Genomic DNA, 12,665 nt, shown 5'->3' with positions numbered 1-12,665 from the left:
TCGATTCATCCTGGCCGGCGGTCCCAGCCGCTCCTGTCGTTCACCCTAACGCGGACAAGATCTCAGCTGGCCGGTCCACCTGGGCGCCCGGCAGGCGGCAGAGAAACTGTCAGAGGTGGCCGCCAGAATGGAACAAAGATTCGATTACTCGGTGGAAGGAGCGGAGAAGCCGATGCGCGGTATCGATCGTCGGGTCTCTTCTGCCGCAGCGCCGGCGTCAGCCGAGCTGTCGGCCTCGGCTGCTGCCGAGGTGCGGAGGCTCATCGACGCAGACCGGGCCCGCTGTGCAGCTGAGACTGCGCGAGCACGGCAGTGGTCGGCTGAAGTCGACGCGCTGATGGAGTCGTTGGCGGAGACCGAGATCACCGCCGACGACCTGTTCCACGCGACGATCGCCGCCGAGCTGGAGCAGGGATGGTCGCATTATGAGCGTTGGGCCGGGCATCAGCAAGTGGTGCTGGGCAGGCAGGTGGAGTGTGCGACTGCGGAGGACCCCTGGGTCGGCGTGGCACGCGTGGCACCGCGGCCACTGGCCGGAGTGACGGGCGTCTGCGGTCCCGAGCTCACGGCGGGAGTCAGCCGTGCCATCCCGGAGCAGCTGTCGCCGGCTCAGCTCGTGGAGCTGATGACGGGCGCGGAGCGGCTGTCGCGATGGGCTCAAGGTGTCCAGCTGGCGGCTGTCGCAGCGTTCGCCGAGTGCGCCGTCATGACGGATCCGGATGAGCGGGACCATCCGCTCCCGGGGGCCGCCGGGGTGGTGGAGGTCGGGTTCAGCTGTCAGCGCGAGATCGAGGAGTTCTGCTCCGACGGCATCAGCGCTGCGCTGGGTCTGTCGCTGACGGCAGCCGGGGAACTCCTCAACGCGGCCTGCATGGCCGTCGACGTTGAGCCTGTGCGCGACCTCCTCGCCCGCGGTGAGCTCGACAGCGCCCGGGTGCGGGTCATGGCGCGGGAGCTGGCGTCGGTGCCCTACCAGGGCGCAGACGCGCAGTGGATTGACGACGTCGTGGCTGAGCACCACACCTTGACGCCGCGCAAGCTGCAGCGCACGTTGAAGCGGTTGGTGATGGACCGGTGTCCGGATGGTCATGGTGACGCGCATCGTCGCGAGCTGGCGAACCGGGGCTGCTGGGTTCGGCCCAAGGAGGCGGGGATGGCGACCTTCCACGCCTACCTCTCGGCTGACGAGGCCACCTGGGCCTATCGAGTGCTCAACGCCGCAGCGTGGGCCGAGCATCACCGGGAGGAGGACGAGCGGGGGCCCTGTCAGCTCCGCGGTGACACCCGGTCGCTGGACAGTCTCCGGGCGGATGCTCTGATGCAGGTGATCGGCCAGCTGGGTGACCGCCTGCTGGCCGACGGTGACGACACCTGTGAACCGAGCGCTCAGCCGTTGCGGCGCTCAGCGGGCGCTGTCGAAGCACTGCAGGCCGACAGCGATGGTCGGGACACGACGCGTCGAGCCGGGATCAGCGCTGCCCGGGTGATGCTGCATGTATACATGCGAGCCAGCACAGTGGCGGGTCAGGATGACCGGCCAGCCGAGCTGTTGGGCTATGGACCGATCACTGCCGATCATGCGCGGGCGCTGGTGGAGGATGCTCGGTTGGTGCGCATCCTGACCGACCCGTTCAGCGGCGATATCCGAGCCGTCGACACGCCGTCGTACCGGGTGCCGCGGATCCTGCGATGGGCGATGCAGGCACGAGACCGGACCTGTGTCTTCCCGACCTGTGATGTGCCGGCGGACAGTGTTCAGGCGGACCACGTCGTGCCGCACCCGTTCGCGCGGAAGGTGGACAAGGCCTTGGCGTCGGGGACGACCCGGCTGTCGAACCTGTCCAGCCTGTGTGTGCGACATCATCGGATGAAGACCCACGGCGGCTGGCAGATCCAGTCCACTCGAGGGGCCCGCTGGGAGTGGATCTCCCCGACCGGGCACAGCTATGTCCGCAACCCCGACTGGGGACCCCCGGCGGGGTTCTGGTCGGATCATCGAGACGTCATTCCTGAGTCACCAGCACCGCCGTTCTGACCTCGACCACCGGCAGCGGATCAGCCCGGCTGGAGTTCGGCGAGCTCTTCGATGTGGTACTCCAGTGCCCGGGCGTCCTGGGTCGCCTGGCAGGTCAGCCTCGCCGGCGGCCGGTGCTGCGTGACCACTTTCGCCATGAACCGCCGATCCGCCGCGCTCAGCTCGATGGTCCAGCCACCGTCGTCGGTGTGCGCTGCCGAGCGCACGTCGACGTCACGCGGACCGAACGGACCGTACCGGCGGTGCACGGCTGCAACAGCGGCCTGGGCCGGCGGGCGGAACACGCTCATCCCGCGCAGGCTGTCGGTGTGGACTCTGCCGTCCAGATGCGCGCGTACGGTCTCGACAGCGGTCAGCGGGTCAAGGCCGCCGTAGTAGACGCCGTCGGGCAGCACCACCAGGTTGGCCGCGAACCGGTCGCCGCCGACGTGGCTGCACTCCCAGGTCGCCTCCGGCCACTCGGCCTGCAGCGCCAGTGCCACCGGACGACCACGCACGGCGCAGCACACATCGTGGACCCCGTGCGCACACACCAGCAGCACCTGATCACCTTGGCCCGAGGTGGGAAACGGAGGCGCCTTCAGCACCTCCACGGACTGCAGGAGGTCGGAGTCGGACTGCCAGTGCCCCCACACCGACGCTCCGTCGTAGGAGAGGACGGCCCAGGCTCGGCGGGTCCGCCGGGCCTGTCGACCCGGGCGGCGGACCAGCAGAATCCGAGCCTGTGCCTGGTGCGCGGCGACGTTGATCGCCTGCTGGACGTCGGGTGCGATACCGGAGCCGGCGAAGGCGTTCACGGGCCACGGTCCCGGATGCTCGATCAACAACCAGCGCCGAGCCGGTGCTGCTGTGCCGACAGCCGGGTCGGACCGTTCCCGGGCGGCGTCGGAGCACCTCACTCGACCACCGCAACGCCGTCGAGCAGCATCCGACGGGCAAGCTCGAGGCCGAGCTGACCCGCCGACGGCGCGCCACCAGTCACCATGCCGGCCACGACGGCGGCCTCAGCCGGGGACAGCTCGAGGCTGCCCGCCCGACTGTGCAGCATGGCGCGACCGTCGGCCTTCTTGTCGATCGTCGCGGACAGATGTGGTCGCAACCTGACCACCGACTCGGGAGTGAGTTCCGCCGAGGCTCGCAACTGTCGCAGCGGGCCCAACGGCGCCGCCCGCTGGGCGTTGCGAGCGTCGCCTTGCAGTCGGGCGACGATGGCACCGGCGTCGATCTGCTGGATGACCTGCAGCAGGCGTTCACGCACCAGTTCGAGATCGCCGCGCACCTCATCAGCATCATTGACCGACACCCCGCAGGCCAGCGAGCGCCGCACCTCGGGGTCCTTGGCCAGCTCAGCAAGGGCCTGCTGCATCAGCCGCTCCGCGAGCAGCTGCCGATTCCAGGTGTGAACGCCGATGGTGACGTGAGTGGTCACTCCGCCGAGCGCCTTGGCAGCGTGCAGATAGCCGCGCGGCAGGTAGAGACAGTCGCCCGGGCGCAGGACCACCTCCATCAGCGGAGGCTCGAGCGCGGCTGCCTCGACCGCCGCGCGCCGTTCGTTCCACGGTTGCGAGCGCAACGGTGAAGGAAGCACAGGCTCATGGATCAGCCACCGCTTCTCGCCCTCGATCTGCAGCACGAACACGTCATGCACGTCATAGTGGTCGCTGAACCCCTTGTTCTGTGGGGGAGTGACATAGGCGTTCACCTGGACCGGGTGTCCGAGGTCGGCCGCGAGCTGCTGCGAGAAGCTGATCAGGGCTGGCCAGAGCCGATGCAGCGCCTGAAGCACCAACGTGGAACCGTCCGCGAACAGGCGCACCAGCTTTTCGTCGCTGACCTGGTCGCCGATGCCGGCGCCGACGCCGCCGGGAGCGGTGAAGGCCCGATCGGTCAAGGTCGCACCGTCCCTGGCGACCCGAAGGAACGGGGTGCGCAGCCCCCGTTCGGACACCAGCTCGTCGACAGCGTCCCCAGAGAACAGGTCGCTGAAGTCACGTGGCAGTTCGTCGGCCCGAGTGAGCAGCGGCCGACGCCCCCAGAAGTCCTCAGCGAACCGCATCCGATCGACGCCGATCAACCTCGACAGTGCGGGGTGCCCGGGCTCAGCCCCCGGCACCCCGCCCGGAACCTTGGTCGTCACGCGAACGGACGAGCCAGCACCGAGTGCAGTCGTCGCCGTCAGTAGCTGGTGCCGGCCCCGCCGTCGGCACCACCGTCTGCGCCGCCGTCCTGCTCACCGGGTACACCTTCGGCCCCGCCGTCAGCCGGCCCCTCGGCCCCGCCGTCGGCTCCGCCGTCAGCGCCGCCGTCGTCGGCCCCGCCGTCAGCTCCGCCATCATGCTGACCGGGTACGCCCTGGGCGCCGCCGTCGGCCGGGCCTTCGGTGCCGAGGGGGTTCTGCGCGTCGTCCGTCGGGTCCAAGGTGCTCTCGCTCATCTGATCCTCCGTAAGGTCCGGCCCCAAGGGCCGAGTCCACACGCCACCGGGTGGCGACGCGATCTAACAGTTACCCGAAGTCGAGGCCGTTGGCTAGGGTTTCGTCATGACCACTGCCAGGTTCAAGGATCTGTGCATCGACACCCGGCACCCCGGCGTCGCCGCGCCCTTCTGGTCGGCTGCTCTCGGGCTGCGGGCCGAAGGTGACGGTGCACCCGCCGTACTCCGCGACGAGGTCGCAGAGCACACGATCTGGCTGAACACGGTGCCCGAGCCCAAGATCGGGAAGAACAGGGTGCACCTCGACCTGCACACCGGTTCGATCGAGGAACTGGTTGATCTTGGTGCCACCGTGGTCGCCACCTTGCCCCGTTGGACGGTGCTCGCCGACCCCGAGGGCAACGAGTTGTGCGCCTTCATCAGAGATGTGGATGACCTGCCGCGTTACCGGTTGTACGAGTTGTCGGTCGATGCCGCCCAGCCGGAACGGATCGCGACCTGGTGGGCCGAACGGTGGAACCTGCAGGCTCATGCCGACCCGGATGGGTTCTGGTGGTTGGACCCCGGAGCCGGCTTGCCGTGGGAGATGGTGTTTGCCCCAGTACCCGAGCCGAAGACCGCCAAGAACCGCGTGCACTGGGATGTCTGGGGAGACCCTGACGACTTCCTCGACGCGGGTGCCACGCTTCTTCGGGCCAAGGACGATGAGATCGGCTGGCACGTGCTTGCCGACCCGGAGGGCAACGAGTTCTGTGTCTTCGCGCCGCCGCGGGCATCCTGACCGACGCTGATCCTACGGCGCGGGGTGCTGCTGACCGACGACCCATCGGCGAGATCTGGTCTCCCGCACCGCCCGTTATTGCCGTAGTCTTCGCACCCTCGGGGGTCCCTTCGACCGGAGGAGCTCGCATGGCCACGTCGCCCTTGCGCATCCCCGCACGGCTCCTGCTGGCGCTGGCCGCCGCCGTCGTACTCGCCCTCACCGCCGGCGTTGCGGCTCCGACTCCCGCGGTCGCCGCGACGAAGGATCCGAGGCTGGCCGAGAAGCTGACCTCGGTGCTGTCAGACAGTCGGGTGCGGACCGCCAGGACGAGCGTTGTCGTGCTGGACGCCGCCGATGGCAGCGAGCTCTATGGACGCTATGCCTGGCGGGGGACCACGCCCGCCTCCAACACCAAGATCCTGACAGCGGCGGCGGCGATGAAGACCCTCGGACCGGGCTACCGGTTCAAGACGCAGGTGATCATCCGGGCCACCCCGGCCAACGGCGTCGTCCACGGCTACCTCTACCTGAAGGGCTACGGGGATCCGACCACGGTCGTGTCCGACTACCGCTCACTGGCGCGTCAGGTGGCGGCCAGGGGGATCACCCGGGTGACCGGGAAACTCGTCGCCGATGCGACCTTCTTCGACTCGGACCGCTACAACGCGAACTGGTCCACGTCCTATCAGTCCGACTACTACGCAGCGCAGATCTCCGCTCTGACGGTAGCCCCGAACCGGGACTACGACTCGGGCACTGTCGTCGTGAAGTACCGGCCCGGGGCGAAGAAGGGCTCCCGCGCCAAGATCAGGATCAGCCCGGCCTCTGCCGCCTCCTATGTCAAGATCGTCAACAAGATGACGACCTCGGCCAGCGGCAGCCGTGGATGGGTGTCGGTGTCGCGAAGGAACGCGACCAACACCATCACGGTCAGCGGCAGGATTCCACTGGGTCGCTCCACCCAGAAGGAATGGGTCACTGTCGACAAGCCCGAGCTGTATGCCGCCGCGGTCTTCAGGTCCGAGCTGGCCAAGGTCGGTGTCCGGATCGACGGATCAAGCAAGATCGGGGCCACCCCGACCACCCGGCGCCGTCAGGTCGCTCTCGACCGCTCGATGCCCCTGTCCTCGTTGCTGGTGCCCTTCCTCAAGCTGTCGAACAACATGCACGCCGAGCATCTGACCAAGACCATGGCCACCTTGAAGGGCGGTAGGGGCAACTGGTCGGACGGACTCAAGATCACGATGGCGTATGTGAGGAGCACCGGTGCGCCGATGGACGGCACCAGGCTGGTCGACGGGTCCGGGCTCTCGCGGGCGAACAAGATCACGCCTCGGGCCATGGGTCGGGTTCTGTTCGCGGTGCAGAACGAGTCCTGGTTCCCGGCGTTCTACGCAGCCCTTCCGGTTGCGGCGAACGCTGACCGGATGGTCGGTGGGACGCTCAGGTCACGGATGCGTGGCACCCGGGCAGCAGGCAACGCGCACGCCAAGACGGGCACCCTCACCGGGGTGACGGCACTGAGCGGCTATGTCCGGGGACGCGACGGGCGACGCTACGTCTTCGCCATGCTGAGCGAACACTCCGGCGCCAGTCCACGCCCGGTCGAGGACAAGCTCGTGGTGGCCCTCGCCAACTGGCGCCGCTAAGCAGACACACAGCAAACACACAGCCGGGTGGGGTATTTTGGGCGTCAGCACCCCGAGGAGGGAATCATGGCCACACCCCAGCAGCCCAGCTCGCTGTTCGAACTGGAGTTCCCACAGTCGGTGGGTATCTTCCAGACCTACGCTGACGCGCAGAAGGCGGTGGACTTCCTCTCCGATGAGAAGTTCGCCGTCCAGAACCTCGCGATCGTCGGCACCGACCTGAAGTCCGTCGAGCGGGTACTCGGCCGCAGGAGCTGGGGCACCGTCATCGGTCAGGGCGTCCAGTCCGGCGTCTCCACCGGCCTACTCGTCGGGCTGGTGATGTTGATCTTCGGTGCGGTCCAGAACATCTTCCTGTTGCTGCTGGTCGCGCTGGGGATCGGCATCGGCCTGGGCATCACGTTCAATGCGATCGCCTATGCCATGTCGCAGGGCAAGCGTGACTTCACCTCAGTCACCCAGACCGTGGCCACCAAGTACGAGGTGCTCTGTGAGCACAAGGTCGCGGCTCAGGCGCGCGAGATGCTGCTCAAGCTGCCGGGCGCCCGGGCGGCCGCCTTCGAGTAGGGCCAGCCGGCCGGCGCAGTCGCTGGCTACAGCCAGCGGTTGTGCTTGAACCCCGCATACAGGCCCAGCATGATGGCGCCCATCACGCCGAGCAGGACGAAGTAGGCGTAGTGCCAGTGCAACTCGGGCATGGTGTCGAAGTTCATCCCGTAGATCCCGGCCAGCATGGTGGGTACCGCCACGATCGCCACCCAGGCAGAGATCTTGCGCATGTCCTCGTTGTCGGCGACGCTCGCCCGCGCCAGGCCGGCCTGCAGAATGGAGCTGAGCACCTCGTCGAAGGAAGAGACCGCCTCGCGCGCCTCGGTGTGGTGGTCGGCCAGCTCGCGGAAATAGGCCCGGGCCTCCATCGGTATCACCGGCAGGTCCCGGCTGGCGAGCCTGACCAACGGGGGACCCAGCGGCACCACGGACCGCTTGAACTCGATCATCTCGCGCTTCAGCTGGTAGACCCGGTCGACCTCGTGCTTGCCCTGCCGGGAGAAGACGCGGGTCTCCACCTCATCCAGGTCGTTCTCGAACTCTGCCACCACATCCAGATAGTCGTCGATGATCCGGTCGGCGATCGCATACAGCACGGTGGAGGGTCCCTGCTTGAGCCGCTCGGGGTCCGCCTCCAGGGTGCGTCTCAGCGTACTCAGCTCTCGGTGCTCGCCGCGCCTCACGGTGATCACGAAGTGGTCGCCGAGGAACACCATCACCTGACCTGTTGAGACGATCTCAGAGGAGTCGGTGAGTTCCTCATGGTCGACGTAGGCCACCGTGGAGATGACCATGAACAGGTCGTTTCCGAACATCTCCAGCTTCGAACGGGTGTGGCCGTGGACCGCGTCCTCGACGGCGAGCGGGTGCAGGTCGAACTGCGACGACAGAGCCTGCAGGTCTGCGTCAGTGGGGTCCTTCAGCCCCAGCCAGACGAACCCCTCACCCTCGCAGGCCCGACGGGCTGCGGTGGACAGATCCTCCGCGGACTGCCTCAGCCCGTTGACGTACCAGCCCCAGGCGACCACCGAGCTCGGTGGCGGGGAGGGGACCGGCACCGCCGGAACCGTCCGGCGGCCGAGCACCGTGAGCGGAGACATCGAGCGACGGACCGGCCTGCTCACTGCCTATCCCCGCAGCAGAGGCGCCATCCAGGCCTCCACGTCATCGACGGATCTGGGCAGCATGCCGGAGAGGTTCTCGTTGCCGTCCTCGGTGATCAGGATGTCGTCCTCGATTCGGACGCCGATCCCGCGCAGCTCGACCGGCACCAGCTGGTCGTCGGCCTTGAAATAGATCCCGGGCTCCACGGTGATCACCATGCCCGGCTTCAGAGTGCCCTCACGGTACATCTCCAGTCGTGCCTGGGCGCAGTCATGGACGTCGATGCCCAGATGATGTGAGGTGCCATGCACCATCCATCGACGGTGCTGACCGCCCTGCTCGCTCAGTGAGTCCTCCGCCGTGGTGGGCAGGATGCCCCACTGCTCGAGGTGGCGGGCCACGACGGCGATCGCGGCCCGGTGCACGTCGGAGAACTTGGCCCCCGGCTTGGCTGCCGCGATGCCTGCCTCCTGGGCCTCGAGTACGGCCTCGTACACCTTCCGCTGCGCTTCGGAGAACCGGCCGCTGACCGGAAGAGTCCTGGTGATATCGGCGGTGTAGAGCGTGTCCAGCTCGACCCCGGCATCCAGCAGCAGCAGGTCGCCCTCTCGGAGGTCGCCGTCGTTGCGGATCCAGTGCAGGGTGCAGGCGTGGTCACCCGACGCGGCAATGGTGTCGTAGCCGATGGCGTTGCCGGCGTGCCGGGCGTGCAGGCCGAAGACCCCCTCCACCCAACGCTCGCCGCGGCCCCGGCGGACCGCCTCCGGCAGGTCGGCGACCACAGCCTCGAAGGCTGCCGCGGTCTTGGCGCACGCGTCGCGCATCTGGTCGGCCTCAAAGACGTCCTTGACCAGGCGCAGCTCGCTCAAAGCCACGGTCAGGGCCTGGTCGGCCTCGATGTCGGTGCTCCGGCGGATCCTGTCGACCAGTGCTGCGACCAGCTCGTCCGCCTGCCGGAGAACCCGGATCCTGGTGTCCTCGGCGTTCTTGGCCAGATCGTCCTCGAGGTCCTTGATGTCCGCGCAGGCCAGCCCGGTCAAGGCCGTCATCTCCGCCAGGGAGAGCCGCCGTCCCACCCACATCTCGCCGTACCGGGCGTCGGAGTAGAACTCCTCGGAGTCCCGGGGCGCGCGTGGCTTGAAATACAGGGTGCCCTCGTGGCCGGTGTCCTTCGGCTCCAGCACCAGCACCGAGTCAGGTTCCTGGTCACTTCCCAGCCCGGTCAGGTGGGCGAAGGCCGAATGGGGCCGGTAGCGGTAGTCGGTGTCGTTCGAGCGGATCTTGAGCCCACCCGCGGGGATGACCAGTCGCTCGCCGGGAAACTGGGCGCTGATCGATCGACGACGGTCCGGCGCGACAGCGGCCGCTGGCAGCAGTCCCGGCAGCTCGGCCGGGTGGGGCGCCCAGCCTTCGCCGATAAAGGCGCGGAAAGCGTCTGAGAACGGTTGCTGACGGTTGGGCAGGGCGGGCGACTTCTCACTCATATGACGCATTGTTCCACTGCTCACCCAGCGATGCCGGGGACCCGAGGTGCGGCCAGGACTCGGACCGGCCCACCGTAAGGTGATCCACATGGCTGACGTTCGCGCCCGGCTGGGCACCGACCTTCCCGACCTCCTCCGCCGCCTCGGTTTCCGCGACGACGATGCCGCCGACGCGGTCGACGCTGCCGCCGAGGTGCTGGATTCGCCGGCCGATCTGGCCAGAGTGCAGACGTACGCCGACCGGCTGTCGACCGCGATCGGGGACCTGCGGTTGGAGCAGGCCGAAGATCCGTGGCCCGAGGACGAGCCGGCAGTCGCGCACGGGCGGGACCTCGGTGCCGGAGTGCTGGCGATGCTGGCACTGGTGGCGACCGCGGAGGACGTGCACGACTACCACCGCAGCCGCGCCATCGACGACGACATCTCGTGGCGCTCGCTGTCCGATCTCGGTCAGCAGGTGTGGGTGCACCGGCTCACCTACGACTCCTTCGGGCTGCACACCCAGGGCTGGCTGCGGATCGCCTGGTCCGGTGACCTCTACTGGCTGGGGCGGCTGCAGTTCAACCTGCAGCTCAATGACGGTGAGTGGGTGCTGTCCACCCACATCCCGCGTACCGGGCCGCTCACACCGGAGTCGGTGCAGGAGTCGTTCCGCGCTGCGGTCGCCTTCTTCGGCCGCCACTTCGCCGAGTTCCCGGTACGGCGGTTCTGGTGCTCGAGCTGGCTGCTCGACCCCCAGCTGACCGAGGTGCTGGCCGCAGACTCCAACATGGTCAGGTTCCAGCGGCTCTGGCAGCTGGACCCGGAGGAGATGGAGGGTGACGGCGATGCCCTGTTCTTCACCTTCGCCCGCCGGGGCGATGTCGACCTGGACTCGTTGCCGCAGGACACGACGCTGCAGCGCGCCATCGTGAAGCGACTCAAATCGGGCGGCCACTGGTACGCCCGGCGAGGCAGCTACCCGCTGCCGGACCAGAGCGCGTGACCCGGCTGTTCATCGTCCGTCACGGGGAGACGGAATGGAGCCGTGACGGACGGCACACCTCCGTCACCGACCTGCCGCTGACGGAGGTGGGTGAGCAGCAGGCCCGTTCGCTGAACGGCCGGCTGGACCCGGCGGACTTCGGGCTGATCCTGACCTCGCCGCGGCAGCGGGCCCGTCAGACCGCGGAACTGGCCGGCTTCACCGGCAGCGCGGCACCAGAGGTGGAACCAGATCTGGCCGAATGGGCCTACGGGGACTACGAGGGACTGACCAGCGAGCAGATCGGCGAGACCGTTCCAGGGTGGACGATCTGGACGCACCCGGTGCCGGGCGGGGAGACTGCGGCCGAGGTGGCGCAGCGGCTCAATCGGGTGGTGAACCGGGTGCGCGGTTCGGGGGTCGAGCAGGCCATCTGCTTCGCCCACGGCCATGCACTGCGGGCGCTGGCTCTGTGCTGGCTCGGCCTCGACCTCACCCTGGGCGGCCACTTCCCGCTGGAGACGGCCACCGTCTCGGTGCTGGGTGCGGAGAAGGACCTCCCCACCCTCGACCAGTGGAATGCCCGGCCCTGAGTCTGTGGACGTGCCCTGAGCCTGTCGAAGGGCGCTCTTCGACCAACTCAGAGCGCGGATGAGTATCTGATCCAGCGCGGGTTAACCCCTCAGCTCGGCTGGACGTCCTCGCACTGCTTCTGTCGGCGGTAGTCGCTCGGACTGCAACCGTTGATCGCGCGGAACTGGCGGGAGAAGTAGAAGGCATCCGCATACCCGACCACTTCGGCGATCTCGCCGACGGTGCGGGATGAGGTCACCAGTAGCTCCCGGGCGCGCGCCATCCGCAGGCTTTTCACGTACTCGACCACGCCGCCTCCGGTGGCAGCCCGGAACAGGGCCGAGAAATGCGAGGTGCTCAGCCCGGCGAGCCGGGCCAGCTCGGGCACCCGCACCGGTGCGGCCAGGTTCTGCCGAAGGTGGTGCTGCGCGTCACGGATCGGCTCGCGCCGCCGCCGGCCGCCGGTGATCCGGTCGGCCGCGAGCTGGGCCAGCAGTGCCCAGGCCGCACCGGCCGCCTCCAGCAGGTTGGGCATCGTCTCGTCCCGTTCCATGCACTCGACCACCTGCTCGGCCGCCGCCGTCGCACGGAACAGGTCCCCGATCTCCACCACCGGGTCCGCCTGGTCGGGCACGATGGCCTCGAGCATCACCGGCAGATCGGACCCGGCGGCGTGCAGCCACCAGATCGTCCATGGCCGGGCCGTGTCGGCGCGGTAGAGGTGAGGCACCCCAGGTGGGATGACGAGCGCGCTGCCACTCGGCACCGCCACCGTCCGACCACCGATCTCACACCAGCCGAGGCCACCGACGCAGATGATCACCACCGTCTCAGGCGCGCCCTGGGTCCGGTTCCTGCCGTGGCTGACGGCACGCGGGAAGTGGCCGGCGTCGGTGACGAGCAGCCGCCCGGTGAGGCCGGTCGCCAGCGCACGGGCGACCAGTGGTCGCGGCAACACCCTCAGCCGCTGGCCGGGAAAGCCGTGGGGGGTCAGCACGCCCCGAGTCTAGGACCACTCGACTCTGCCGCGTGGCGTGACAGGATCGTCGAATCGTCCATCAGGTCCGCTGAATCGGACATTCCCGCTGCGGCTGCCGCTCCGTAAGGTCGA

The 12,665-nt window shown here is 68.4% G+C and carries 12 protein-coding genes; 6 read left to right on the top strand and 6 right to left on the bottom strand.

What is annotated here, in order from left to right; translation table 11 throughout:
• The first annotated feature begins 172 nt into the window (after positions 1–172).
• Entirely contained in the window at positions 173–2,035 is a 1,863-nt protein-coding gene (locus JOE57_RS04215; protein ID WP_204916542.1) for an HNH endonuclease signature motif containing protein, read from the top strand.
• A gap of 20 nt (positions 2,036–2,055) precedes the next feature.
• Here JOE57_RS04215 and JOE57_RS04210 read toward each other — a convergent pair whose 3' ends face one another.
• The 3 genes from JOE57_RS04210 to JOE57_RS04200 are packed head-to-tail and all read right to left on the bottom strand — an operon-like array spanning position 2,056 to position 4,468.
• Positions 2,056–2,934 (bottom strand): sucrase ferredoxin, encoded by an 879-nt coding sequence (locus tag JOE57_RS04210; RefSeq protein ID WP_204916541.1) that lies wholly within the window; start codon positions 2,932–2,934, stop codon positions 2,056–2,058.
• Positions 2,931–4,172: a cupin domain-containing protein gene (locus JOE57_RS04205; protein WP_338041144.1), complete on the bottom strand. Its 1,242-nt coding sequence runs from the start codon at positions 4,170–4,172 to the stop codon at positions 2,931–2,933. The genes JOE57_RS04210 and JOE57_RS04205 overlap by 4 nt, the downstream gene beginning before the upstream one ends.
• Before the next feature lie 38 nt (positions 4,173–4,210).
• On the bottom strand, positions 4,211–4,468 hold the full coding sequence (locus JOE57_RS04200; protein ID WP_204916540.1) for a hypothetical protein: 258 nt from the start codon (positions 4,466–4,468) through the stop codon (positions 4,211–4,213).
• A 106-nt stretch (positions 4,469–4,574) separates the two neighbouring features.
• Here JOE57_RS04200 and JOE57_RS04195 point away from each other — a divergent pair, with 106 nt between their 5' ends.
• The 3 genes from JOE57_RS04195 (at position 4,575) to JOE57_RS04185 (ending at position 7,447) form a co-directional block, all read left to right on the top strand.
• The gene (locus JOE57_RS04195; RefSeq protein WP_204916539.1) at positions 4,575–5,249 is read left to right on the top strand and encodes a VOC family protein; all 675 of its coding nucleotides are present in this window, start codon (positions 4,575–4,577) and stop codon (positions 5,247–5,249) included.
• A gap of 128 nt (positions 5,250–5,377) precedes the next feature.
• Positions 5,378–6,880 carry a D-alanyl-D-alanine carboxypeptidase/D-alanyl-D-alanine endopeptidase gene (gene dacB, locus JOE57_RS04190; RefSeq protein ID WP_204916538.1) on the top strand — a complete coding sequence of 501 codons (1,503 nt, stop codon included), beginning with the start codon at positions 5,378–5,380 and terminating at the stop codon, positions 6,878–6,880.
• Positions 6,881–6,946: 66 nt separating this feature from the next.
• Positions 6,947–7,447 (top strand): general stress protein, encoded by a 501-nt coding sequence (locus JOE57_RS04185; protein ID WP_204916537.1) that lies wholly within the window; start codon positions 6,947–6,949, stop codon positions 7,445–7,447.
• 26 nt (positions 7,448–7,473) lie between these two features.
• Here JOE57_RS04185 and JOE57_RS04180 read toward each other — a convergent pair whose 3' ends face one another.
• Together JOE57_RS04180 and JOE57_RS04175 are read right to left on the bottom strand one after the other, a co-directional pair.
• Positions 7,474–8,529 carry a magnesium and cobalt transport protein CorA gene (locus tag JOE57_RS04180; RefSeq protein WP_204916536.1) on the bottom strand — a complete coding sequence of 352 codons (1,056 nt, stop codon included), beginning with the start codon at positions 8,527–8,529 and terminating at the stop codon, positions 7,474–7,476.
• A 27-nt stretch (positions 8,530–8,556) separates the two neighbouring features.
• Entirely contained in the window at positions 8,557–10,017 is a 1,461-nt protein-coding gene (locus JOE57_RS04175; protein WP_204916535.1) for an aminopeptidase P family protein, read from the bottom strand.
• An 88-nt stretch (positions 10,018–10,105) separates the two neighbouring features.
• Here JOE57_RS04175 and JOE57_RS04170 point away from each other — a divergent pair, with 88 nt between their 5' ends.
• Both JOE57_RS04170 and JOE57_RS04165 read left to right on the top strand, forming a co-directional pair.
• Positions 10,106–11,002, top strand: a complete 897-nt coding sequence (locus JOE57_RS04170; protein WP_204916534.1) for an acyltransferase domain-containing protein — start codon at positions 10,106–10,108, stop codon at positions 11,000–11,002.
• Positions 10,999–11,574: a histidine phosphatase family protein gene (locus JOE57_RS04165; RefSeq protein ID WP_204916533.1), complete on the top strand. Its 576-nt coding sequence runs from the start codon at positions 10,999–11,001 to the stop codon at positions 11,572–11,574. Before JOE57_RS04170 ends, JOE57_RS04165 begins: the two co-directional genes overlap by 4 nt.
• An 89-nt stretch (positions 11,575–11,663) precedes the next feature.
• Here the strand turns inward: JOE57_RS04165 and JOE57_RS04160 are convergent, their stop codons facing one another.
• Positions 11,664–12,551: a helix-turn-helix domain-containing protein gene (locus JOE57_RS04160; protein ID WP_204916532.1), complete on the bottom strand. Its 888-nt coding sequence runs from the start codon at positions 12,549–12,551 to the stop codon at positions 11,664–11,666.
• Positions 12,552–12,665: the final 114 nt, after the last annotated feature.

Origin of the sequence: Microlunatus panaciterrae (assembly GCF_016907535.1) — a bacterium.
GTDB classification, from domain to species: domain Bacteria; phylum Actinomycetota; class Actinomycetes; order Propionibacteriales; family Propionibacteriaceae; genus Microlunatus; species Microlunatus panaciterrae.
This window is presented reverse-complemented; position numbering and strand designations above follow the sequence as displayed.